The 25,489-nt window shown below is 44.0% G+C and carries 21 protein-coding genes; 6 read left to right on the top strand and 15 right to left on the bottom strand.

Going from position 1 to position 25,489, the window contains the following annotated elements; translation table 11 throughout:
- Positions 1 to 100: 100 nt before the first annotated feature.
- Positions 101 to 1,228 (top strand): NADH-dependent flavin oxidoreductase, encoded by a 1,128-nt coding sequence (locus ACKPCE_RS14820; protein WP_319505750.1) that lies wholly within the window; start codon positions 101 to 103, stop codon positions 1,226 to 1,228.
- Here ACKPCE_RS14820 and ACKPCE_RS14815 read toward each other — a convergent pair.
- Positions 1,218 to 2,225: an Acg family FMN-binding oxidoreductase gene (locus ACKPCE_RS14815; protein WP_319505749.1), complete on the bottom strand. Its 1,008-nt coding sequence runs from the start codon at positions 2,223 to 2,225 to the stop codon at positions 1,218 to 1,220. The genes ACKPCE_RS14820 and ACKPCE_RS14815 overlap by 11 nt on opposite strands.
- Before the next feature lie 284 nt (positions 2,226 to 2,509).
- Here ACKPCE_RS14815 and ACKPCE_RS14810 point away from each other — a divergent pair, with 284 nt between their 5' ends.
- On the top strand, positions 2,510 to 4,990 hold the full coding sequence (locus ACKPCE_RS14810; protein WP_319505748.1) for a TonB-dependent receptor: 2,481 nt from the start codon (positions 2,510 to 2,512) through the stop codon (positions 4,988 to 4,990).
- A gap of 107 nt (positions 4,991 to 5,097) precedes the next feature.
- Here ACKPCE_RS14810 and ACKPCE_RS14805 read toward each other — a convergent pair whose 3' ends face one another.
- The 5 genes from ACKPCE_RS14805 to ACKPCE_RS14785 form a co-directional block, all read right to left on the bottom strand.
- On the bottom strand, positions 5,098 to 6,129 hold the full coding sequence (locus ACKPCE_RS14805) for a TQO small subunit DoxD (protein ID WP_319505747.1): 1,032 nt from the start codon (positions 6,127 to 6,129) through the stop codon (positions 5,098 to 5,100).
- Between the two features lie 474 nt (positions 6,130 to 6,603).
- A complete protein-coding gene (locus ACKPCE_RS14800; protein WP_319505746.1) occupies positions 6,604 to 7,059 on the bottom strand; it encodes a methylated-DNA--[protein]-cysteine S-methyltransferase in 456 nt (151 codons plus the stop codon).
- Positions 7,060 to 7,071: 12 nt separating this feature from the next.
- A complete protein-coding gene (locus ACKPCE_RS14795; RefSeq protein WP_319505745.1) occupies positions 7,072 to 7,887 on the bottom strand; it encodes an inositol monophosphatase family protein in 816 nt (271 codons plus the stop codon).
- An 18-nt stretch (positions 7,888 to 7,905) separates the two neighbouring features.
- On the bottom strand, positions 7,906 to 9,189 hold the full coding sequence (locus tag ACKPCE_RS14790) for a hemolysin family protein (protein WP_319505744.1): 1,284 nt from the start codon (positions 9,187 to 9,189) through the stop codon (positions 7,906 to 7,908).
- Between the two features lie 76 nt (positions 9,190 to 9,265).
- A complete protein-coding gene (locus ACKPCE_RS14785; RefSeq protein ID WP_319505743.1) occupies positions 9,266 to 11,644 on the bottom strand; it encodes a TonB-dependent receptor in 2,379 nt (792 codons plus the stop codon).
- 141 nt (positions 11,645 to 11,785) lie between these two features.
- On the opposite strand from ACKPCE_RS14785, the gene ACKPCE_RS14780 reads away from it, so the two are divergent.
- Complete coding sequence (locus ACKPCE_RS14780; protein WP_319505742.1) at positions 11,786 to 12,607, top strand: alpha/beta hydrolase; 822 nt, start codon at positions 11,786 to 11,788, stop codon at positions 12,605 to 12,607.
- A gap of 89 nt (positions 12,608 to 12,696) precedes the next feature.
- On the opposite strand, the gene ACKPCE_RS14775 is transcribed toward ACKPCE_RS14780, so the two are convergent.
- Positions 12,697 to 14,181: a S41 family peptidase gene (locus ACKPCE_RS14775; protein ID WP_319505741.1), complete on the bottom strand. Its 1,485-nt coding sequence runs from the start codon at positions 14,179 to 14,181 to the stop codon at positions 12,697 to 12,699.
- A 23-nt stretch (positions 14,182 to 14,204) separates the two neighbouring features.
- Positions 14,205 to 15,416, bottom strand: coding sequence for a S41 family peptidase (locus ACKPCE_RS14770; protein ID WP_319505740.1), 1,212 nt, complete (start codon positions 15,414 to 15,416; stop codon positions 14,205 to 14,207).
- A gap of 218 nt (positions 15,417 to 15,634) precedes the next feature.
- Here ACKPCE_RS14770 and ACKPCE_RS14765 point away from each other — a divergent pair, with 218 nt between their 5' ends.
- A complete protein-coding gene (locus tag ACKPCE_RS14765) occupies positions 15,635 to 16,918 on the top strand; it encodes an O-acetylhomoserine aminocarboxypropyltransferase/cysteine synthase family protein (protein ID WP_276965557.1) in 1,284 nt (427 codons plus the stop codon).
- 6 nt (positions 16,919 to 16,924) lie between these two features.
- On the top strand, positions 16,925 to 17,989 hold the full coding sequence (mnmA, locus tag ACKPCE_RS14760; protein ID WP_319505739.1) for a tRNA 2-thiouridine(34) synthase MnmA: 1,065 nt from the start codon (positions 16,925 to 16,927) through the stop codon (positions 17,987 to 17,989).
- A 42-nt stretch (positions 17,990 to 18,031) separates the two neighbouring features.
- On the opposite strand, the gene ACKPCE_RS14755 is transcribed toward mnmA, so the two are convergent.
- The 3 genes from ACKPCE_RS14755 to ACKPCE_RS14745 are packed head-to-tail and all read right to left on the bottom strand — an operon-like array spanning position 18,032 to position 21,058.
- The gene (locus tag ACKPCE_RS14755) at positions 18,032 to 18,688 is read right to left on the bottom strand and encodes a response regulator transcription factor (RefSeq protein ID WP_319505738.1); all 657 of its coding nucleotides are present in this window, start codon (positions 18,686 to 18,688) and stop codon (positions 18,032 to 18,034) included.
- A 45-nt stretch (positions 18,689 to 18,733) separates the two neighbouring features.
- Positions 18,734 to 20,164 carry a Na+/H+ antiporter NhaC family protein gene (locus ACKPCE_RS14750; RefSeq protein WP_319505737.1) on the bottom strand — a complete coding sequence of 477 codons (1,431 nt, stop codon included), beginning with the start codon at positions 20,162 to 20,164 and terminating at the stop codon, positions 18,734 to 18,736.
- Positions 20,165 to 20,182: 18 nt separating this feature from the next.
- Positions 20,183 to 21,058, bottom strand: coding sequence for a VIT1/CCC1 transporter family protein (locus tag ACKPCE_RS14745; protein ID WP_319505736.1), 876 nt, complete (start codon positions 21,056 to 21,058; stop codon positions 20,183 to 20,185).
- Positions 21,059 to 21,078: 20 nt separating this feature from the next.
- Between ACKPCE_RS14745 and ACKPCE_RS14740 the strand changes: the two genes are divergently transcribed.
- On the top strand, positions 21,079 to 21,234 hold the full coding sequence (locus tag ACKPCE_RS14740) for a hypothetical protein (protein ID WP_319505735.1): 156 nt from the start codon (positions 21,079 to 21,081) through the stop codon (positions 21,232 to 21,234).
- Here ACKPCE_RS14740 and ACKPCE_RS14735 read toward each other — a convergent pair.
- The 4 genes from ACKPCE_RS14735 to ACKPCE_RS14720 form a co-directional block, all read right to left on the bottom strand.
- The gene (locus ACKPCE_RS14735) at positions 21,231 to 21,695 is read right to left on the bottom strand and encodes a DUF4625 domain-containing protein (protein ID WP_319505734.1); all 465 of its coding nucleotides are present in this window, start codon (positions 21,693 to 21,695) and stop codon (positions 21,231 to 21,233) included. The genes ACKPCE_RS14740 and ACKPCE_RS14735 overlap by 4 nt on opposite strands.
- On the bottom strand, positions 21,692 to 23,854 hold the full coding sequence (locus ACKPCE_RS14730) for a TonB-dependent receptor (RefSeq protein WP_319505733.1): 2,163 nt from the start codon (positions 23,852 to 23,854) through the stop codon (positions 21,692 to 21,694). Before ACKPCE_RS14730 ends, ACKPCE_RS14735 begins: the two co-directional genes overlap by 4 nt.
- Positions 23,855 to 23,911: 57 nt before the next feature.
- The gene (locus ACKPCE_RS14725; protein WP_319505732.1) at positions 23,912 to 24,250 is read right to left on the bottom strand and encodes a hypothetical protein; all 339 of its coding nucleotides are present in this window, start codon (positions 24,248 to 24,250) and stop codon (positions 23,912 to 23,914) included.
- A gap of 76 nt (positions 24,251 to 24,326) precedes the next feature.
- Positions 24,327 to 24,746 (bottom strand): hypothetical protein, encoded by a 420-nt coding sequence (locus tag ACKPCE_RS14720; protein WP_319505731.1) that lies wholly within the window; start codon positions 24,744 to 24,746, stop codon positions 24,327 to 24,329.
- Positions 24,747 to 25,489 lie beyond the last annotated feature (743 nt).

The following is a 25,489-nucleotide window of genomic DNA, read 5'->3' as shown; positions in this document are numbered from 1 at the left end:
TTTAGTATTCCTGTTTGGCTTTTAACGAACAAACAAGACCCTTCAATCGTTCTGTTCTCACATTCTATAAATAGTATAGTATAAGAAAGGAATCACAGTTATGAATGAAGATTTTAGCAAGTTGTTATCTCCTTTTCAGTTTCCTGTATCAGGAATTCAGGTCGATAACAGAATAGTGATGGCACCGATGACCACTTTCTCGGGCAACGAAGACGGAACCGTATCCGATGATGAACTGTCTTACTACAAAGAGCGTAACCGGGGAGCCGGTTTACTTATCTCCGCATGCGCTTACGTAACTCCGCAGGGAAAAGCTTTTCCCGGACAATTCAGTGCTTATTCAGACGATATGTTGCCTAGCTTGAAGCGATTGGCTGCTGCATTGAAAGAAAACGGAGGAAAGGCCGTGTTGCAGATTCACCACGGCGGAAGAATGTGTCCTCCCGAACTGGTTCCCGGTGGCGAGCCATTGAGTGCCAGCGCTGTTGCACCTGTGCGTGAAGGAGCCGTAACACCTCGTGAAATGACCGAATTGGAAATAGAAGAAACCATAGCCGCTTATGGAGAAGCCGCCCGAAGAGCCGTGGAAGCCGGTTTCGATGGTGTTGAAATTCATGGTGCCAATACGTATTTAATACAACAATTCTTCTCTCCACATTCAAACAGACGGACCGACAAATGGGGAGGAAGTCTTGAAAAGAGAATGACTTTCCCCTTGGCAGTGGTCGATGCCGTAAAGGCAGCCGTGAAAAAGGCGTCCGACAGACCCTTCATCATTGGTTATCGTATCTCTCCCGAAGAGCTTGAAAACCCGGGAATTACCATGAATGATACGTTGGCTTTGGCGGAAGTTCTCTCTGAGAAAGAGCTGGATTACCTGCACGTTTCAACCATGAACTTCTTTGGTGCTTCGTTGAGAGATGCCGCAGATGCCACACCCAGAGCACAACTTATTTATGATAAGGTGGGACACAAACTACCTGTGATTGGTGTTGGAGGAGTGAGCACGCCACAGCAGGCCAATACGGTTCTCGGCACCGGTGTACAATTAGTCGCGTTGGGTCGCGAATTACTTATTGAACCTCATTGGCTGGAGAAGTTGAAAAATGGTCAACTTGATTCGATAGAAACGGCACTGGATGTGCACAACCAATCGGGTTTACATATCCCTACCCCCATGTGGAACAGCTTGTTAACACGAACGGGTTGGCTTCCTCTTAAGGAATAAGTACATCTTCTACCTCTTTTCTGGGGGAGTAAGGCATGGGAGAGGCGTAACCCAAACGAACAATTAACATAGGATGTTCATTGGTTTGGAGAAGCTTCTCCCTTATTGTTTCCATTAGTTCAGGCACTTCGCACGGCTGGTTCATGTAAGCATTGCATATTCCCAATCGGGTAGTTTCCAGTAAAAAGCGTTCCAATGTCCGTCCCAGCGATATCCACTCTTCAACCGTATTCTCTTTAACGGTGAAAAGTACGAGGTGAGAGGATGACTCAATCTTCTTTAAGTCCGATTTGTTTTGGGTCTTGGGCTTAAGGAAACTGTTTACTATGGGGCGTGCAATTAACGACGGAACACCGGGAACACCCATGGCAGCGTTGGTCAGTCCGTTATTTGTCTTTTCGGCATGCTTGCTGTTAAACCGGATCCAATCCAATAATTCTTTTTTAAAAGCACCGTCGCTCATCTGAACATCGTTTCCCAAGCAGATGTAATTGGTTAGCCGCTTGTAATCGTCTTCTCCTTTTATATACATGTAAAAACGAACTCCACTTTCTACCGGCATGTTTTTGATGATGGAAACCGTATCGCGACTTATCTTCCGACAAGTGTAAACGCTTCGGTTTGTTTGTCTCTTGCTGATCGATGCGAACAGCGGGTGGCTTTGTGGCGATGCACTTTGCAGGGCAATATGAATGCTATACGTCTTTTCGTCTTTCTTTTCCACAGATAGTTGCGGAAGGTATCCTTTCTCTTGTGCAGCAATGCATAAGTTTTCGGCCGCGCATCCCAAGCTGATGTACAATTCCCGGTTCATCGGGTCAACAATCGGCAGTGACTGACCGAAATCGGGCAATATCTCAATCTCGTTGGGTTGTATTCTGAATAACCAGGGTTGCGTATTATGGCCTGAGGGAGCTTTTATCGCATAAGAAATCAATTCTTTGAAGACCGTGTTTTGTGCCTGGGCGTCGGTCGTAACAGGAATTATTGTTGCCATACACATTGTTATTAGAAAGTTTTTCAGATTCATTTAATTCATCAGTTAGTAATTCAAAGGTAGACATAAATAAATGATCTGTCTGCGCTAGTCTGTTATAATATCTATTGAAATCTTAACTTTTAGTTAAAGAGTAATGGGTGATTAAACTCATTGGGTTGTTTGTTTGTCAAACACTCAAAGTATTTAATTAAGGGGCCTGCTGGTTATGTTGCCGAAATGTAACCGTATAGTTTTCAATAGGTGGATGCAGGCTACGTAAACCCTAGACTAATAAGTGAAATATGAGACGATTAACAGTTCTTTTTTTGTTGGTATTATCAGTTTTAACCGTTTATGCTGAGACAGAAAAGGGGGCGCAAATTACAGGAAAAGTCATTGACGCCTCCACGAAACAAGGAATGGAGTTTGCAAACATTAGTTTGCGTAAAACGGGAAGTAAAGAGTTTATCAAAGGAACCGTATCCGATCAGTTGGGTACTTTCAGACTAGATGGTGTATCAAATGGCAATTATGTGGTTGCCGTATCCGTAGTTGGATATGCTACATTTGAGAAAGAACTGACAATTGGTACGGGACAAAAAACGATAAATCTGCGTAGCATCTTACTTAAAGAAGATACGCAGCTTCTGAATGAAGTGCAAGTGGTGGGACAACGGTCTCAGATGAAATTTGAGATTGACCGCAAAGTGTTTAACGTGGATCAAAGTTTAGCCACTGCCGGAGGTTCGGCCAGTGATGTGCTTGGTAACATACCTTCGGTTCAGGTTGATCCCGAGGGAGAGGTGTCTCTTCGTGGTAACTCAAGTGTTACCGTTTGGATTAACGGTAAAGAGTCGGGGCTATCTGCCGATAACCGTGCTCAAATATTGGAGCAGCTACCGGCCGAATCAATTGAACGTGTGGAAGTAATTACCAATCCGTCGGCCAAATATAATCCCGAAGGCACAGCCGGTATCATTAACATTGTGTTGAAGAAAAACCGCACAGCCGGTTATTACGGAAGTTTGCAGGCGGGTGTTGATACTCGTGGTGGCTACAATGCTGCGGGTAACGTAAACTTCAGCAGTGGAAAGTTTGAGTCTTTCGTTAACGTGGGCACGCGCGTACGTAAGTCGGAAGGAGAGGGTTATACCAATCGTCAGAATCTGGATGATAATGGGAATCCGGTTTCTTATCTGAACCAGTTGCGTAACGATGAGGATACGCGTAAACCGGTCATTGCCAGAATGGGAACTACTTACCATGCCACTGATAAAGACCATTTTAGCTTCAGTGGATTTGGCTTGTTGGGTAGGGGAGATGAAACTGATTGGCTGAATTACACCAGCAACATTCCGGGCTCTTTTACCAGTAGTCTGCGTACTTCCGCCGAGAAGAGAAAGATGAATATCGGTAACTTTGAAATTGGGTACAAAAGAGATTTCAGCGAGAAGAGTAATCTCGACTTGTCGGCTTCATACAACTTAGTTAACATAACCCCTGAAAGTTCGTTCTTACAAGTATCAAACTATGCGGGCGGTACTTCAACTTCTTCTTACCAATTTCAGGAGAATGTAATGAAACCCAGAAAATGGGAGTTTCAGGCCGACTATGTGACAGAATTTGGTGAGCAGAACAAGATTGAAGCCGGTTATAAGGGTGACTTCCTCACATCAAAAAGCAAGGTGTCAACTTATTCGGGAATATCGGAGGGCAATGCCGCTTTCAACGAGGGACTTTATAATAACTTTACCTATGATCAGAATGTGAATGCTTTGTATGCAACCTACTCGAAACGCATTAATCGATTCGGCATTCAGTTAGGTTTGCGTGGAGAACACACGCGTACCAATACCAATTCATTAGGTTACAATCAGTCCGAGACAGATCATCCGGCTTATAAAGATGATTATTTCTCGTTCTATCCAAGTGCGTTTCTGTCTTATCAGTTGCCTTCGAATAACGAACTGCAACTGAATTACACCCGACGTGTATCTCGTCCTTGGGGTGGACAGTTAAACCCGTTTGTAAACCTCACTGACTCAACGAACATTTCTTACGGTAATCCTTTGTTGCTTCCGCAATACTCCAATTCATTGGAATTGAATTACATTAAGAACTGGGAAAATCATACGCTTTCGGCATCGTTGTATTACCGTAACACGGACAACGTAATTCAACGAATCAGTTATCGCGACGGTGATATTATGAAGAGTACGTTTGAGAATATAGTCAAGACTCAGTCGGCCGGAACGGAACTTATTTTAAAGAATAACTTGTTTCGTATGATTGACTTGACCAGCACGTTGAACTTTTATTATAACAAACTCGATGGCTTTAGTTACTTACCCGCAGGGGCAACTACTCCCGTAGTTGGTGAGGCCGATGAAGATTTCTCGTGGAGTGCCAGGATTATAGCCAATGTCATGTTGCCTTGGGGCGTCTCTTTGCAAGCTACCGGCGATTATAACTCGCGTGAGTTAGTAGCACAAGGATATCGTAAAGCCAACCATGCAATTGATTTAGGCCTTAGAAAATCATTCCTCGATCGGAAGCTGAGCCTGACTATCAATACCCGTGATTTACTGAATTCACGCAAAAGAGAAACAATTACTTCGGGTTCCGGATTCAGTCAGGAATCTGTATTTGCCCGTTCCGGTCGTACCGTCGGATTTACGCTGACTTATAATTTCGGTAACATGAAAGGTAGCAGCAAACGTCCCGACCGACAGGAACAGCAGAACAACGGTGATGGTGGTATGATGGAGGAAGGATTCCAATAGCAACAACCTAGACTAATGTGTCTTTCATATATAGATATGTTTTTACTGTGATTATGAGTATCCCTGCAAGTTTAACCTCTTGCAGGGATTTTTGGTTACTACTTTTATTAGTCAGGATAATAAAGTCTCTGTTGCCATTCTATACCACTTATGTCTGTCAATATTAGCTGATATTCACCCGATTGTATTGAATCAAGTGCGCCGTTTTCAATCGTTAATTTAGCTTTGCTACCCAATGGTATTATCAAGCTGTGTTTTCCCGGCTTTACTTTGGCTACATATTCATTCTCTATTTTAGAAGGAGGGAATTCTGCTAAATCGTCGTTTTTCAGGTTGAATACTATATTCCCACTCTTATCTTTGAGTGTGATGCCAATTAGGAAAGAACCATATACATCGGCTCCCTCCACACGGAACACAGTGAATGATAATTGTTTTTTATGAAGGTTGCCGTTGCTGATTTCTATTTTCGGGGTCACTGATTTATTATGTAACTTGCCCCATACTCCGTTGTGAAAATATTGATTGGTGAAAAGTGTCATAGCGAATATGCTAAGCGAACCTATTAGAATTACTTTGTCTAGCATTGATTTTTTATTGAATAACTTTCCTGATGCAACCCAGTTAAACCATCTCTTTTGAGTGATAGGAAGTTCCTTTTTTATCAGGTAATTATCAATTGAATATTTGTCACTTCCAGCTAGGAAAACAGTAAATCCTGCTGCCATTCCCAATACGCCTATTTGCCATTCATCCAAACAGGTTGTACCAAGCCATCCCGATCCGAGCAAGATACCCGTTGCCAGTCCTAAAACACCTAAACTCATCAGGCGAGTCATGAAACCTAACATAAATAATAATCCTACTATGGCTTCAACAACTGTAAATACTGCCATTGAAATCCAAAGTGCTTCGGGATTTGAAACCAGATATTCAATAATAGGCTTAATTCCTAATGCGTTGGGTAAGAAATGATTGAATTTCTCGCCGATGTATCCGGCTTGATCCGGATCGAGTTTGTTTTCTAAAATAAGTCTTCTCCAGAAAGCGGAAAAATAAGTCCAACCTACAACTAATCTGATGGAAAGAGTTAGCATACCCGCTATGTTATTTGACTTTTCTACATTTTTATAGTTCATTGTTATATTGTATTATAGTTTGATATTTACGGTCATAAAATCTCGCAGAATAATCTATTTACTATTCTGTACACATAAATACTACAAATGCTAAATAATCAATTTTCTGAGTAAAATGAATAGAGGAGGACTGGGTATTGAATAATTAGAAACATATCTAAATGAAAGCTGACTTTTGCTAAAGTATGCTATTGAACTCAAGAATGAGTGTATAGCCGTTCCATGTAGCTGGGCTACTCTGGTCTGCTTTTCACTCTTCTTGTCGACTTTAAGAATAGGAGTGCACGAATGATTTTGAATTTTGACTTTGATTTCCTTGTTAACAGGTAGTGCCAGATGCTTCCTTATCTCCTGTTTCACATTACAACCAAGTAGTAATGTGACTATCAAAGGCAACAGAATAAACAGTATATATTTCTTTTTTGTAATGGTCATAATCATATCTGTATACTCTATCTTAACGCATAGAATCATCTATTGTTCTATCTCAAGCAATTTTTCCTTAACGTCTAGTCCTCCTGCATAACCTACTAAACGTCCGTTAGCACCAATTACGCGATGACATGGAATGATAATGGCAATGGGATTACGGTTATTGGCCATGCCTACGGCACGAGATGCTTTGGGGTTGCCGGCAGCCGTTGCTACTTGTTTGTAACTCCATGTTTTACCATAAGGAATGGCACGGAGTACTTGCCAAACTCTTAATTGAAAATCAGTTCCTTGAGGATGCAACGGAACGGTAAACTCTTGCCTTCTTCCTTCAAAATATTCTTGTAATTCGCTTACAGCCTGTTTAATGACAGGTGTCTCTTTGCAAACAGCATGAACAGGATTTCTTTTACCAAATGATACATCTGTAATGCCTTGTTCATCGGCCGAAATGGTTAAGTAACCAATTATCGTTTCATAAAAGTAATAGTTTATCATACGTACTATCTTTTAAGGATTGAATGAATGGATAATGTGCAATAATTCTTCGTGCAAGGCACCGTTACTGGCTAACACTTCACGTCCCGAATAAAAGCTGTCTGTACCCGAGAAGTCAGTAATCATACCCCCGGCATTTTTTAAAATGATAGAGCCGGCAGCTACATCCCACGGACCTAAAAAAGCCTCAAGTCGCGCTTCAAATCGTCCGGCAGCAACATAGCAAATCTCAGCAGCGGCTGATCCTTGAATACGTAGTCCACCCACATTTCCGTATAATGTGTGAATGAGGTAGTCTGCCATTTTTTTATAAGCATTGAAGTTATAAGGTAACCCCAATTCGATGAAAGCATCATTCAGTTTATTAATTGCGGATACATGAATTTCCTCTTCGTCAAGATAGGCGGGAATGCCTTTGTGCGACCAAAAGCATTCATTGCGACACACTTCATAGACTACACCGAGTAACACTTCCTCCCTGTTTCGCAACGCAATGCTGATGCAAAACGGAGCATTGTCATGAATAAAATTAGTGGTGCCGTCCAGCGGATCAATAACCCAGCAATACTCTTGCGTAGTCAGTTCACCCGAACCTTCTTCGGCGATGAAGCCTGCTTCGGGAATCAGTGCCGACAATTGCTCAACCAATCGGCGTTCCGATTCCTTATCAACATACGAAACGTAGTCGTGGCTGTTTTTTTCTTCTACCTTTTCTCTTTTGAAGTTCTTTCTCTCAGTTCTTAAAAAATCACCTCCTTCTTTGGCGATGCTTCGTACTGCTTTTGTCAGTTCAGCCAATTCTCTGTTATCGGCGGGATTATATCTCATGATTTGTTCTTTTAAAGATTATTTATTAGGGGTAACGAGTAGTTTATCAACTCGCCCGTTATCCATGTCAACCACCTCGAATTGTAAGTGACGATAGGTAAATGTATCACCCTCTTTCGGAATGCGTCCGATGAAGAACATAGTCATTCCGCCTAACGTTGTGAAATCCTCTACTTCAAGGTCATCGTATTCAAGTATATTCATTTCGTCCATAAAATCACTGATATTCATGGAACCCTCAACGAGTAAGGAACCATCGGCCCGTTCAATGATCTCGAGCTCTTCAGTCTCACCCTCTTCGAGTATATCACCAAAGATACTTTCGGTCAGGTCATGCAACGTAACCACCCCTTCGGTTCCTCCGTATTCATTGACCACAACCCCGAATTTGGTTTTATTCTTTTTAAATAGTTCCAATATTTTCTTTGCATACAAACTTTCGGGAATATAAAGAGGTTCCCGGGCTATGTCGGCTAGGTTGAAAGGCTGATCGGAACCCGTTTTCAGAATAATGTCCTTTACCGAAACAACGCCGATGGTCTCGTCTTTGGCATGGTCAACTAATAGATAATTACTGAAATGCCGTTCATCAATTACTGCTAATGTTTGTTCCAAGGTATAGTCCGGCTGCAGAATCACTAAATCTCGTCTGTGCGTCATTAATTCGTTGGCGCGTTTGTTTGAGAAGCGGAAAACATCCCGTAACATTTCAGTTTCTTCCCTGTCAATAATTCCTTGCTCCGAGCTCTGATGCAAAATCATGCGTAGCTCTTCGTGAGTCATGGGCCTTTCCTGACCTCCTTCAATGCCTAACATTCTGTTAACCACACGGGTTGACAAACTTAACAGGTATACAAACGGGTAGGCTAACTTCGATAGTAAGCTCATGGCAGGGCACAAGGCACATGCATATTTTTCAGGGTTTGTCAGTGCAATCGATTTAGGAACCAGTTCGCCAATGACCAATGAAAGGTACGTGATGATAGCTACAACGGTAATCATAGCCAGATTTTCGGCATAAGGCGCCGTAGCGGGTATGTCTTTAAAAAGAGGAGTCAAATCATCGGCCAATGCCACTCCACCGAAAGCACCCGATATGATACCGATCAGTGTAATTCCGATTTGTATGGCTGAAAGAAACTTCTCAGGTTCTTCCAACTGTTTCAGTACTTTTTTTGCCGTTCTGTTTCCTCTGCCTGCCATTGTTTCGAGGCGAGCTTTGCCGGATGAAACCAATGCTATTTCATACATGGCGAAAATGCCGTTCATAACCAGCAACAGAATGATAATAATAATTTCCATAAATGTTTGTGAAGATTTTCAGAAGCGAAAGTTACTTCTTTTAGTAATGCCGTGCAACAGTTGGCTTCTTTTTTTATTAAAACTCAAATGTAACCCCAATAGTTGGCAAAACAGTACCGCTTTCTTGTTTGATGTATTTCATAATATACCGTTGTTCCGCACGTGGTGCCGATGGATTCTCTACAACTCCGGTGCTCACAATAGCGTCCGGTTCCTTAAATTTACTTCCGGTAATGTTCTGTACATCCAGATAAAATCCAAGCATGTAACGTCCTATGTAATACGTTTTATCAACGCGCACGTCGAGCGCAGCATAATGATCGGCTCGTTCCGTGTTGAACTTCGAATAATCATAATACGGTTTAGCCTGTGCATCCCAAGCAGTAACGAGCGATGACTTTTGCACATCATAAGGAGTGTAAGGAGCACCTCCTATGGCACTGATCTTCGCCCCGATGCTCCAGTTGCGAGGCAGATTGTAAGTACCACTCATATTCAATATAAATCGGTTATCCCATGCCGAAGCGATGTACGGATCGTTTTTGGTGTTTCTGTATTCGCTTTTAAACAGGGTGAGTGAAGAAGAAAGGTTCAGTTTTTGGGCAACGATCCATTTCAACATGAATTCTACTCCATACGAACGCCCCTGAGCTGTTGATGATACCGCCTCATTACCTACTACACCGTAATCATTGCCTTTGCACGCCATGGGAATGCTGTCAACAATGGAGTAAGGAATACGATCATAGTCTTTGTAGAAACCTTCGGCAGATAGTTCTACTTGGTTATTGATTTGCCAGGAAAGACCTACGTTCTTTTGGCTGACCGACATAAAGCGAAGGTTGGTTTTGTTTACTAACTCTCCGTTGTTGTCTTTGAATCCTAACATGGTGTAGGCGGGTAACTGATAGTATAACCCAATGCTTCCGCTTAGGAAAAGTCCTTTGCTGAGTTGATAGGAAACAGACAGACGAGGTGATAGCTGTTCGCTCAGATCACGCATTTCCGAAGAGTAATTGTTAGCGTCTGTTCTTAATCCCACAGATGCACTGAATCGATCGTCATCCGATTCGTAAGTAGCTTTTACAAAAGCTCCCCATTTAATCATATCTATCCAAGTGCGGTAGTTAACCACTTGCTCGCTTCCGGTGAAACGCTTTTGATACGTACGGTTACCATACTGTGCATATTCCATATTCGCACCGTAACTTAACTTGGTGTTTCCCCAAACCGAACTGTTTTCCAGTCTCAATTTCGTTTCCTGCTCTTTCGACCGAAGTTTGAGAGAGAGCATCTCTTCATTGCTTTCGTCGTTATTCAGGTATTTGGCATTCCGGTTGTTGAGGTAGCTGTGGCTTAACACCAAACTCTGTACATGGTGTCCGGCATAATGTTTATACACACCACCTACCGTAAAGGTTTCTTGTTGAATCTTGGGCAGATAACCCAGAATATACTCGGCATCTTCCTCTTCAGCATCTTTGTTGAGTCGCATGTTATCAATACCCGCCAGTCCTAACAAGGTTAACTCGTTTGCTTCATTAAAGCGGGTTTTCAACTTGAATTGCGCATCCGTATAGGTGGGTAGAAATGGTAATCCTAACGCTTTGAACAGAAACTGCAAATACGACTGCCGCAAAGATACGAGATAAGTAGTTTTCTCACTTAAATGTCCGTTGGACGTGAGCGATGCTTCCGATGCACCGAGTGTTGCTTTCAGCGAATTCTTCTCCAAATCACCGTCACGCAGCTTGAAGTCGAGCACCGAACTCATGGCATTACCCCTTTCGGCAGGGAAGGCGCCTGTATAGAAATTGACCTCACGTATCAGGTCAGCATTGATGATGCCAACCGGTCCGCCCGACGCTCCTTGCGTGCTGAAATGATTGATATTAGGAATCTCCACTCCATCGAGGTAGAAACGGTTTTCAGACGGAGCACCTCCACGTACAATCAGGTCGTTTCGGTAGCCGGCAGGCGAGAAGGCTACACCGGGATACGACTGTACGATGCGAGAAATGTCACGGTTAGCTCCGGGACTCTTTTCTATTTCCTGCAAGCCAATAATACGCAGGCTTACCGGAGTTTCCGTTACCCTTCTGAATGGCGAAGCCGTAACAGTAACACCGGTTAGTTCCGTGGCGCTTTCCTCCATTTCAATGGTGATGTGTAAGTCTTTTGTGGAAAGAATATATTCGGGAGTAATGACCGTGCGGTAACCTATAGCCGATGCTTGTAAACGGTAGATACCCGGTTTGAGCTGCGGTGAAGTGAAACTACCCGTTTCATCTGTCACGCTGCCACTACCCGTGCCTTGTACCAGTATGTTGATAAACTCTAACGGCTTGCGTGTCATTTTATCAATAACCACTCCTTTTATATAATGTATGGGCTGAGCGGCTACACCCAGAAAGCCAATAATCAGAAGGATACCTAATAAAAACAGTCGTTTCATCTCTTATATTTGTTTAATGTCACTAATCAACAAACAAATGTAAGGAATAGTTTTTGTTTTCAGATGAAACCGTTATTTTTGTCACACAATTGCAGTTAACAGATTGCAATATTCGTTTTCATTGAATTTAAAAAGAAAAACATGATTGTAAAAAGACATTTTTTAGCTGTATTGCTTCTATTGGTAGGTCTATATGTACAAGCCGCCAAAGTAGATACAGTTCTGGTGAAGAGCCAGTCGATGAACAAAGAAGTAGAAGCTGTTGTCGTTACCCCGGACATCGCGTCGGGTAAGAAGGCAGTAAACTGTCCGGTTATTTATTTGTTACACGGATATAGTGGCAACGCTCGTTCGTGGATTGATCTGAAGCCCGAACTACCTAAGATAGCCGATGAGAAAGGCGTTATCTTTGTTTGCCCCGATGGCAAGAATAGTTGGTATTGGGATAGTCCCAAGAATCCGGAGTATCGTTATGAAACGTTTGTTTCAACGGAACTGGTTAGCTACATCGATGCCAGTTATAAAACAATTGCCAATCGTTCGGGACGAGCCATTACGGGACTGAGTATGGGCGGTCACGGTGCCTTGTGGCTTGCTTTTCGTCACAAAGACGTGTTTGGTGCGGCAGGTAGCACCAGTGGGGGTGTAGACATCCGTCCGTTCCCTATGAATTGGGAGATGAACAAACAACTGGGCGAATTTGCTGCCAATAAAGGTTTATGGGATCAGCATACGGTGATTAACCAACTTGATAAGATACAACCCGGTGATTTGTCGCTGATTATTGATTGCGGAGAAGGTGACTTCTTTCTCACTGTTAATCAAAACCTGCACGAACACTTGTTGGCTCGTCGCATTGATCATGATTTCATCCTTCGTCCGGGAGTTCATAACGGACAGTACTGGCATAACTCTATTGATTACCAGATTCTTTTCTTTCAGAAATTCTTTTTGAAGAAGTAAGCACAACAAATAAATAATGGGCGTACGGAAAGTTTGATCTCCGTGCGCCCGTTATTTGTTTACTAAGTACGTTTCAGAACGACGTTTGTTTATTGCTTGGCTGTTTGACGAATGCCATCAACCACCACACCGTTTGTTGCTTTTCTCTCAAGTGATGATTTCCCTTTCCGCAGTTGCGTTGTAGCAGAACGTGTTAAGGCTTTTGTAGCACTATAAGTTCCATTAATAATGCTAATGGCCGTGCTTAGCATAATCTCGTCTGTGTTACCGAAATCAAATATCTTATCCAAGTGATCAATCTCCGCTACTTGGTATTTAGGAGTAAATCCGTTTACGTAGAAATCAGATTCTCCTTCGGCATTGTATATCTGGCATACAATAGGATGCATCTCCCATTTGTAAGTAGTATTTTCAAAGGTTTCCGAACCAACGTTTTTACCTTCGGTCTGTTCACCAATCAGAATAATGTTTGCGCCTTTATTCATATAAGGTCTTAGTGCATTGATTACGAGCTCAGATGCTGAGGCTGTACGATTGGACACCAAAACATATAGTTTATTTAAATTTAGATTTGCTCCTGTGCTAATGATACTCCTATCATAACTATAATTGTATGTACGTGGGCTTTGTTTATCGTTAAATGTCAGATTACAGAATGTATTACCCAAAGCGCTGGATGGAGCTAAAATGGTAGACAACAGTTGGGCGCAAGTTATCAATCCGCCTCCGTTGTATCGTAGGTCGAGCACAAACTCATCTACACCAGCAAACTCTTTGGAAAGTGACAAGAGTTCCTTGTTATACTTCTTATCTTTATCATTTTGACTATCGGTGAAGTGATTGTAGACTAGATAACCTATTTTCTTTCCACTCTTCTCGTCCGTTATAATTGTATGATAATGTACGGGATCATCTTCAATGGCACGAGCTGAACTAATGTTGATATCACCGGCTGCAACAAAACGTTTATCGGTTTCAAAGGTAGCCATGGTAAATTTAGTGGCCGTGCTTCCAAGCAAGGTCGTGTAATTACTTTCTGTGATATTCTTTCCGTCTATTTTAGTAATCCACATACCCCGTTTAATTCCTGCTTCTGATGCCGGTGAATTAGGAACTACGTACAAAATGTGCGCGTATGAATAACCTAGTGGGTTATCATTTTGGTCAACCATGTTGTAGATCTGAAATTCAAACCCGTAACTGTAGTCGGTCTGACTGATGCTTTTGGTTGAAGCCGATACGTCAGAAGTACTTTCTATATAAGAATAGAAGTAATCAGAACTATCGTTGTGTTTACCGTCTTTAGAGGAAAGCAACGAATCAAAGAAATCCAATACTCCCAGTTTGTAGTTTAACGAAGAAGCTGCGGGTATTTCAGAATACCAGTAATAGTTTTCCCGCATTTCGCTTTCAATCCAAGTATACACACTTTCCGTAATAACTACAGGATCCTCTTCTTCTTCCTCTTCGGTAGGTGTGGTTACTATCTCATCATCGTCTTTGCTGCACGAATAAAAGAAAAAAGGTAAAGCCACGGCAAAGAATACGATGGCAAATGTCTGTTTGATATTCATAAAATTACAGTATGAGTTATTTATTATTCAATCAGCTTCAGGGCGGTACTTAGAAGTAACTCGCCGGTGTTGCCGAATTCTTGAAAAGTAGCCAGTGTCGATAGGCTTTCTGCAGCAGCGTAATCAACAGCGAAACCACTTGTGTAATCCGCCTTATCATTGGCGTTGTAGTACATGTGCGTAACCGGATTAACACTCCATTGGTATGCCTCGTTCACGTATTGGGTGGTGCCGTAAGGCTTTCCGGCAGTCTTCGCACCCACAAGCACTACCGTCATATAAGGTTTAAGTGAGTTAATCAGCAACTCGGCAGCCGCCGAAGTCTCTCCGCTTACCAATACGTACAGCTTTTCCAGATTCAGGTTTGTTCCTCCCGATATGCTGCTCAAAAATGTTTTCGTTACCGTTTGTGGATTTTGTTTATTGTTGTATTTCAGCGTGCAACATGTTTTACCCAATACTGTGGACGGTGCCAGTATGCTGCCCAATAGCTGCACGTTCTCCAAATCACCTTCTCCCTGAGCATAGCGAAGATCCAAAATAAACTCGCTGACCCCCGAAAACTCATTCGATAATGCAATCAATTCCTTGTTGTATGCGTCATCGGTTCCGTTTGCAAAGTTGTTGTAAACCAGATACCCCACTTTCTTTCCCGCCTGCGTTAGCGTGGTGTGATACAAGACCGGTTCGTTGGCAACTACCCTGGTTGCAGGCAAGCTCGACTTTCCCGCAGCTACCAGTTTGCCGTCACTGTATGTGGCGAGTCCTATTTCCAATGCATCATCTTCATCTAAGATTGTTTTATTCTTGCTGGTAATGGAGTCACCCTCTACCGTGGTTATCCATTTTCCTCGTGACAGTCCGGCTTCCGAGGCGGGTGAATTAGGCAGAACATATAGTACTTGAGCTGCATAAGTGGTGTCACTCACGCTGTATAGCTTGTATTTAAAACCGTATGAATAATCGGTTGCCGTTAAATCCGTGACGTAAGAAACCGTTTCACTATTATATATCAACGTTTTGAGGAAAGCTGCCGGTGCTGTAAAGTAGTTGAGCTTTTTGGTGGAAGGCATCTCGGTGTACCAATAGTAGTTAACACGCATCAGACTATCTATCCATCTGTCTAGCCCTGTTTGCTCCCGATAAGCAATGCTGCGGTCTTCCCCGCAAGATGAAAGGCAAACGACAGATAAGAATAGCATGACCGATGTATATAGTAATTTTCGGAAATTCATAACAGGTGTTTTATAGTTCTTGAACGGTGCAAATATACTTTATTCTTTCTTTTTCCGAAGATAAAATTTGAATAAATACAATATTTATAGACGAACTACCACATTTATGGTATGAAAATGCCTTCAATGAGTGATTGGGTAGTGTGTTCGTGCGACCTATCTTTGTGACATGAGATTTGAATTCTTATTTATAGAAACAATATAATACAGATTAGGTTATGGGAACAAAGAAATTACATTTTGAGACATTACAACTTCATGTTGGACAAGAAAATCCGGATCCGGCAACTGATGCACGTGCGGTACCCATCTATCAAACTACGTCGTACGTTTTTCGCAATTCGGCGCACGCTGCCGCACGCTTCAGTTTGCAGGATGCCGGTAATATTTACGGCCGTTTAACTAACTCCACACAAGGAGTGTTTGAAGCCCGCATCGCTGCACTCGAAGGCGGTATTGCCGGACTGGCATTGGCATCGGGAGCGGCTGCCATCACCTATTCTTTGCAGAACGTAGCCCGTGCCGGCGATCACATCGTTTCTGCCAATACCATTTACGGTGGAACCTATAACCTGCTGGCTCACACGCTGCCTCAGTACGGTGTAACCACTACATTTGTCGACCCGTCGGACCTGTCGAATTTTGAAAAAGCCATTCAACCCAACACCAAAGCTGTGTTCATTGAATCGTTGGGTAACCCCAATTCAAACATTATCGACATTGCCGCTGTGGCCGATATTGCTCACAAACATGGCATTCCGTTGATTGTTGACAATACATTCGGCACCCCATACCTGATCCGTCCCATTGAATACGGTGCCGACATAGTAGTGCACTCTGCCACTAAGTTTATCGGTGGTCACGGAACATCTCTGGGAGGCATCATTGTCGACTCCGGTAAGTTCGACTGGGTAGCTTCCGGCAAGTTTCCCCAATTCACCGAACCCGAAGCCAGTTACCACGGCGTAAGATTTGTCGATGCTGCCGGTCCGGCTGCCTACATTATCAGAATACGAGCCGTTTTATTGCGCGATACCGGTGCAGCTATCAGTCCGTTTAACGCTTTTATTTTGCTACAAGGAGTAGAAACACTATCTTTGCGCGTTGAACGACACGTGTCAAACGCACTCAAAGTGGTTGAGTATTTAAAGAAACATCCCAAAGTGGCGGCAGTGAACCATCCTGCGTTGCCCGATCATCCGGATCATGGGTTGTACAAACAATACTTTCCGCAGGGAGCCGGCTCCATTTTTACTTTCGAGGTGAAAGGTGGTGCTGCTGAGGCACAAGCGTTCATTGATCGTTTACAAATATTCTCGCTGCTGGCCAATGTGGCCGATGTGAAATCACTTGTCATTCATCCGGCAAGCACCACCCATTCGCAGCTGAGCGAGAAAGAATTGGCTGAACAGGGCATCAAACCGGGAACGGTACGCTTGTCAATCGGTACGGAACATATCGATGACATTATCGATGACCTAGAGCAGGCGTTGAACTTTTAATAGGATATGAATATAGCAACTTTATTATCGGGAGGTGTCGACAGCTCTGTTGTCGTACACCTTTTGTGCGAACAGGGCTACAAGCCCACTTTGTTTTATATAAAAATAGGTATGGACGGGGCAGAATACATGGATTGCTCTGCCGAGGAAGATATTGAGCTGGCCACTGCTACAGCTCGTAAATACGGCCTGCCGTTAGAGATCATAGATTTACATAAAGAATACTGGGACGGAGTGGCGTCTTACGCCATCGACAAAATACGGAAAGGGCTTACTCCCAATCCGGATGTGATGTGCAACAAACTCATCAAGTTTGGCTGTTTTGAAGAACGGGCGGGAAAGGACTTTGATAAGACCGCTACGGGACATTACGCCAACATTGTGGAACAGGACGGAAAGATATGGCTGGGCACTGCCAAAGATCCGGTGAAAGATCAGACCGACTTCCTGGCACAAATCAACTACCTGCAAGTATCCAAACTGATGTTTCCGCTGGGTGGCTTGATGAAGAATGAGGTGCGCGACCTGGCACTTAAAGCCGGTCTGCCCAGTGCTAAGCGAAAAGACAGTCAGGGCATCTGTTTCTTGGGCAAAATCAATTACAACGACTTCGTGCGTCGTTTCCTTGGCGAAAAAGAAGGACCTATTATCGAACTGGAAACCGGAAAGAAGATCGGTACCCACCGCGGCTACTGGTTCCACACCATCGGGCAGCGTAAAGGATTGGGATTGAGTGGCGGTCCGTGGTTCGTGATCCGTAAAGATATTCAGGAAAACATCATTTACGTGTCACACGGATACGATGTGGATACACAATACGGTTATGAGTTCGGCATGCACGATTTTAGTTTTATCACTGAAAACCCGTGGACGGAAGGAGCAGGCGAGTACGATGTAACCTTCAAGATACGTCACACTCCTGAATTCCTTCACGGCAAGCTAACCCGTACGGGCGATACCTACCATTTGGTTTCGTCAGAGAAGTTGCAAGGCATTGCACCGGGACAATTTGGCGTGATTTACGATAAAGACTCCCGCATTTGTTTTGGGAGCGGAGAGATTATCGGTTAATTATTCCCCCTATTATAATGAAGAGATAAAGCCGGGTACTGCTTAAATGTAGTATTCGGCTACATCGACAATACCTGCACGCATGGCATACCTTGTTGCCTCGTGCGCATTGTTAACCCCCAGCTTCCTGAAAATATTCTTCCGGTGACTGTTTATGGTATGAAAACTCAGGTTTTTTTCCGCAGCAATCTCCTTGGTTGTCTTTCCCAACGCAATCTCTTTCAGAATCACCTTTTCACTGGCAGTGAGCAAATGATCATCTTGCATCGCCGTGGCAGCAGCCGAATTTCCGGTGAGCAGCATATTGCTTATGTGGTTACAAATGAAACGCTCTTTACGTGAAGCAAACTGCATGGCAGTAGTAATTTCCTCCTTCGAGCTATCTTTCATCACCACGCTGAACGCTTTAGCCGGCAATACCATCTGACGAATAAAATTCAAGCTCAGCTCGTCGGAAAACAACAACCAGTCGGCATCCTTAAACCGCTCGTGCAGCACCACCAGCTCGTCGGCCGTGTTAAAGTCAAACAAAGTATAATCCAGCACCACCACCGCATCGGGATGCAGACGCAACTCTCTGATCAGTTCCGCCTTGCTGTCGGCTTCCACAATCACCTGAATCTCCTTCTGCAGGCCTAATAAAAATAGAATTCCCGCCCGGGTGATATCCTGATTATCTGCAATGATGTATTTCCTCATTATTCAAACGTTGGTTACTTTGCAAAAATACACTTTTTGATGAATTTATGCTTCTTTTTTCACTATTTTATATCCCGTTGCCGCAATAAAGATACTCATTAGCGGACTGATGATATTAAAGAAACAATAAGGCAGGTACGCCAGCGTGGCTACGTTGAGAATCGTAGCTTGCGTCATGCCGCACGTGTTCCACGGAATAAGTACAGAGGTAACCGTCACGGCATCTTCGGTGGTGCGGCTCAGCAACCTGCTTTCGTAACCCTTCTTCTTATAAATATTGCCAAACATATTTCCGGTCAGAATGATAGAGATATACTGATCGGCCGTGGTTATATTGAGGAAAATACCCGAGCAAACAGTCGAGGCCACCATGCCTGTGCGGCGCTTCATGAAACGTACAAATACCGATGTGATACTTCCCAGCATGCCGCTTGCCGTCATCGCTCCACCAAAACACATGGCACACACAATGAGCCACACCGTGTTGAGCATGCCCGCCATACCTCTTGTGGCAACCAGTTCGGTGAGCGCTTCGTGATTCGTGTGCAACCCCGTTTCACCGTAAATCGTCATCAGTGCACCTTTGAACAGCGCTTCGACGTTGCTGCTTGCCGAACCGGCAATCTCCTGCAACAGATGAGGCTGAAAGATGACGGCAAATACCGCCGCCAGTGCAGTCGACAAGAAAAGAGTGACCAGCGAAGGCACCTTTCGTGCAATCAATATTCCGGTTATAACCGGAACCAAGAGCAACCACGGCGTAATGTAAAACTTATCATGAATAGAAGCCGAGAACGCAGCGATATGTTCCGTGTGACTAGCCTCGTGTGATAATCCGGCTACCGTAAAAATAACCAGCGTAATGAGCATAGACGGTATGGTGGTAATCAGCATGTAGCGGATGTGTGTAAACAGAGGCGTATCCGTAACCGAAGAAGCCAGTATGGTGGTATCGGAAAGCGGAGAAATCTTATCACCAAAGTACGCCCCCGAAATGATGGCACCCGCAATCCATCCCTCGTCGAACCCCTGCGCCTTACCAATGCCCATCAGCGCAATGCCGATGGTAGCTATGGTGGTCCACGAGCTACCCGTCATGACCGAAACCAGCGAACAAATGATGCACGTTGAGGCCAGGAAGAAGTTGGGATGAATAATCTGCACCCCATAATAAATAAGTGTGGGAACCACTCCGCTCACCATCCACGCTCCGCTTAGTGCCCCGATAATAAGTAACACAATCAGAGCCGTGGCAACGCCCGAAATATTATTTGTGATGGCCAGTTCAAAGTCATGCCAGCGAGTTTTACATACAGCCATACCGATCAGTACGCATACCGCCGTAGTGGTAAGCAGCGCCACCTGACTGCCGCCGTTGAGTGCATCACTGCCAAATACCCGGATAATGGCAAACAATAAACTAACCAGTACCACGATGGGAACCAGCGACAGGAGAGGAGAAGGTTTTCTTTTCATACCCTACGTATCAGTGGTTTATGCAGCATCTATACCCGTAAGCGTTTTCAGAGCGTAGCCAATGAGGAAACTGATACCCGCCACCGTGAAGCTGAGTATAGCCATTTCCAGAAAACGCTTTTTGAAACTCTCGCCTCGTGCCACTGCGTAATAATAATTAAACAAAGCTATAATGGTAAGCGCCATGACAAGCATCAACCCCAATGCTATCAGTACATTCTCGATGAAAATGAACGGAGCTACCAGCGCCACCACTGTTATGATGTAAGCAATGCCCGTATACACAGCCGCCTTGACCGGATGTTTGGAGTCACCCTCCTCCGATTTGGTCGACAAATACTCTGACGAAGCCATTGACAAGGCCGCTGCAATACCCGTAATGCTACCGGTCAGCGCTATGAGGGGTGCGTTACTCAATGCCAGCGTGAAACCTGCCAAAGCCCCGGTGAACTCCACCAGCGCATCATTCAACCCCAATACCACGGAACCCATGTACTCCAATTTCTCCTCATTGATAAGGCCAATCAGCTTTTGTTCATGCACCTCCTCGTCGCGTCCCAACTTCTCTAACTCAGGATATTCTGGGTAACGGGCATAAACTTCTTGCGCATCCCTCTCTTCCTTCTCCATTAATTTGATGGCGAAAGTCAGTCCCAAGATACGTGCCAGCCAATAATACTTGAATATACGCCAACGATTGGGAGCCACCTCTTTGCCCGTATGCCTTTTCAGTATTTCGTAGTGCGCCTTTTCCTCGGCAGCAATCTGTAACAACGTCTTTTTATTCTCGCTATCTTTTACGATATGGGCCAGTTTAGCATACACAATGCTGCTGGTTATTTCATCCTCCTGAAAGAACAGGAAGTCAGATATTGCATTTTTATCCGCTTTCATTTCATTTGAATTTAATGTTTATGCAAAGTTACATTATTTATGATAGAACACATTCGTTGCTTTCTTTTTTAACGCAACAACCTATAAAAATAAAGCAGGCGGTGAGAGACATACACCTCCACCGCCTGCTTGCTGATTGCTACCTGCCTAACGCCGGTGAGCAAGGAAACGATTAATCCACATCCTCTTCCGCATTGGCATCGAATACAACGCTTTTGGCTACGTATGACTCATTGCCGGATGTATCCGTGCAATACACCACCACATGATACTTACCCTGACGAGCCAAGATAGGTATCTCGATGTGATCGTGAACGTGGTGATTCTTCTGATTCACATCGAACGACTGATTGTAAGTGAACGTAATGGAATCGCCGTCCGCCCTGGTCGCAGCCGAAGTATGCGTGTGTCCGTCGAAGTTATTATGAATATCAACCTTGTAAGAAGCCACCATTACATCATCAGACAAATCCATGTCGAGATGCAACAAACTACCTGTTTTAATAGCGCCCCCATCTTCGGGTTCGTTGATAACGATCACCGGTTTGGTGGTATCATTATCATCGTCAGAGCACGCCACGAACAAACTACTTAGTGATACAATACAAATTGCTGAAAGAATTAATTTTGTTTTCATTTGAATACTTGTTTAAATGGAATTTTGATTAAAACCTGTAAGTTCCTGCCCGGTTCGGGAATCTCCACTTTGCGGTAGAAACTCAGGTGATTGAAATACTTCCTGTCCAGTACATTTCTGGCAGTAAGCGTTACCTCTATGGGCGTGTTGTGCCATTTGAAGTCGAACTTCCCGCCCAGGTGAAACAAGTTGCTGCCCGAAGTCTTGTCCTCGTTGCGATCCACCCTGTTCTGTGCAGCAATACTCTCCATCTGCGCATACACACTCCACGAAGCAGCCTCCCACGTAAGCGTGTTACGCATGGAAGCAGGCGGTGAAAAACTCAGCGGCAAATGTTCGTCGCAGTTATACGTGTACACATAATCGCCGGCAAACTGATAAGTCAGCTTGGGCAACACGCGGTAAGACATACTCAGTTCCGCACCCGTGAAAATAGCCTCCGCACCCGTGTACCGGTAAATTTGTCCGGCATCGGGCAGTACAGACCATTCACCCGTAGGCCTCAGAAAAATGTAATTGTCAAACCAGCTGAAGAAAGGAGACGCCGTGAATGACAACCTTCCCTTTTCATACGTATAAGCAGCATCCGCCTGCCATCCTTGTTCAGACTTCAGCGTAGCCACACCCTGCTCGTGCCTGAAGGTGCCGTGATGTACCCCGTTCGACGCCAGTTCGTTGGCACCCGGCAAGCGGAAACTCCGCCCCACGTTGGCTTTCAGCATGTGCACCCGCGAAGGATTCCATACAAAACCCACCGAAGCCGAATAATCGCCAAAGTCCCTGTTCACCGCATAGCTTCTGTTCTTATATACCTCTATCACACTTGCATCATATCCCTGATCAACGAGATACTCCTCCAGATACGCATCGGTATACCCGGCCACCTTTATCTTACCATAATCATACCGTACACCCCCGCTCAGCGTTAGCTGACTGTTGACTTTGTAGTTACTCAACCACAACCCACCAGTGGTGACACGCGTGTACTCCGGCAATAAAAAAGAGTAACCGGCTATGTTATTATCTTGATATTGCACATCCCAGCCCAGCGTATGCTCCCATTTTCCATTCCCCAGAAAACGCAACTTAGCGTTTGAACTATACGTGTTCAATCTGAACGCCAACTCTTTGTCGGGATCATTCAGAGGCATCTGTTGCGTGGAGTAATGCGTGTGAAACGAACTCCACTCTTCGCGGTGATTGTTCTGGTACCCCAAGTCCCACGACAGAGCCAGCGGTCCCCACGCATACCCTTGATGCAGCGCCACCTTCAGGTGATTCACAAAACTGTAAGGCAACTCAATGTTGCGACTGTTGCCGTCATCAGTCAGTTTCGACAGATCAGGAATACCATGCGCCCCCGGAAAGAACCCCGTTTTCTGGTAAGCATTACTCATTGAAAAGGAAGCATCGTACCCGTTTTTGCGGTACGTGGTGAACCAGCTTACGTCTCTTTCGAAACCGGCTGTGTTCTTCATCCTTCGGTTATACACCGGAATTTTACGGGTCAGATACACCACCGTATCCGTGGGAATACGGTAATCGGCAAAATGCATTTCGGTGTACCTTAGTTTGGTAAACCACGCATTGTGTTTCAGCCCCAGCATGAGCGAACCGCCCAGCGTGCCGTTCACCGATTTGCCGATGAGAGCCACCTCACCCAGAAACATGTTCTGAGTAGGAGCAGGCAAAGCATTGATTTCAATCGCTCCGCCCATGGCATCACTACCATATAATAAAGACGAAGGACCTTTGCGCACACTTACCTGGCCGGCATTGAACGCATCAATCTCCAGTCCGTGATCCGCACCCCATTGCTGCCCCTCCTGTTTGACCCCGTTTTCGGTCACCGTAATCCGGTTAAAACCCAATCCCCGAATCATCGGTTTGGCAAAACCCGAACCAATATCCATGGAATGTACGCCGGGAATGTTACCCAACGTCTGCACCAGATTTCCCGAAAAGTTATTTCGAAGAAAATCTTCACCGACCACCTCGAGCTGCAACGTAGCATTCTTGTTTCGTATGTGGTGATATGTTTCAGATACCACCACTTCCGACAAGTTGACACTCTTCAGTGAATCGGTTGTCTGGGCGTGTGCCGACAAGGATATAGCTATACCCCATGCACACATACCCGATACATATCCGATACGCATACTAACAAATAGTTATTCGTTAAACGAAAAAAATAAGATGAGTGAGATAAAAGTATGTCAGCTCACGACGGGAGGTGCACGCATGCCACGAGAATAAGAGAAACTGAATGTTCCCTTGTTCTCAAAAACCGGAACCTTATAAGGAAGAAGTTCGGCTATGAAACATAGTTGGAGAGAAGATACTTGAACGAAAGGCGACAGTGTGAAATGACAGATAGGGCAGGAGTCGGGCCGACTGCTGTTACTGTCGGACTCACAATCGTGGTGACAGGCAGCAGATGTACACGGCTCGTGAAAGTGAAAAGCCTTCACCACATGGAAAGGCATGAGCGTTAGTAGTAACACCCAAGCAATTCCTATCCGTAATCTGTATTTCCTTTTTGCCCTGTTAAGCATAGTGAACGCAAAGTTATGTAGAACTTTTCTAAATAAAAACAGCTTGCCGCACAAATTTGAATTCTTTTATACTTTATTAGTTATAGTATTTCCACCAATGGAGCAGAAACAGAAACCCCGTTGCCACGAGTGCGGTAGACAGTCCCGTGTAGAAGAAAGCAATGAACCAGGTAGGCAATAAATGAAAAGTGCGTATGCTGATGCCCATACCAATCATGAACAACATAACGAGCCACCCTTTGGCATCAAAAAAAGCCAGCGGATGATTTTTGTCGCTCATCTCAGCAATTCGCCGGGTGTGCTTACCGTGCAGCCTTTTAAATATAAGGAAAAAAAACAGGCAGAAAATAACCAACGCTCCGGCTAACTTCAGTTGCCATTGCAGCGCATCGTTCATCCATGTATAAATGCCTATTTTCAGTATGTTGGCTCCGGCGGCTATCCAAACCAGTCCGGCCATTGCCACCAGTACTTTTCTGCTTACGTACACTCTCATTCTATCTTGCTGATTTTGTATTCAGGTACTTAAACAGCATGAAGGGGAGTAATGTTCACGCAGAAAAATAAGTCAGCCTTCCTTGTCTGTTATTACGTTATATTCACATGTTTTGAAAACCATACATGTTGCCCTTACTCCTTTATACGACTCTTCTCCCAGAGAAAAAAAGTGTGGTTTACCATCACTTACCCTCACTAACCGACTTGAATCCCCTTTCTAATAGGCTATACAGAAGAGTGATAGTAAAAAATATCTACCACTAAAACGACAATTTTACCCTCACTATCTATCACTTTTAACTAAGACTATAGATTCATTAACTCCAATTTAACTAAAAAATCGACGATGTTTGAGCAATGTTGAATGCTTTTTGATGAAAAACGGCCAAAAACGACTTCATAAGTCGTCGAAAATACCTTGTTGTGCATAGATAAACCCCTTTTTCGGCTTCAATGCCTTTCAGTCAATTTGAGATTGAAATGCCTCTTTTTAGTTTGCTTTTGTGCGTTTATTTTACTTGTATTGACTGTATTTAGATTTGGAGAATGGCTACTGTTTATGCAGCATCCTTTTTTCTCCGATGCTTTGATGGACTTTTTTGGGTGGTATTGGTATGTTTATATAGAGATTTTCTTTTGTTCTATTGATTAAATATATTACTGCATTTCGGAATGGTTCTTTGTTTTTGAGTTTGATTCTTGCTTTTTTATGCGTACTTCTTTTGTGTTTGAAAAATAGTT

This window comes from Bacteroides graminisolvens, from assembly GCF_963666085.1.
In the GTDB taxonomy this organism is placed as follows: domain Bacteria; phylum Bacteroidota; class Bacteroidia; order Bacteroidales; family Bacteroidaceae; genus Bacteroides; species Bacteroides graminisolvens.
This window is presented reverse-complemented; position numbering and strand designations above follow the sequence as displayed.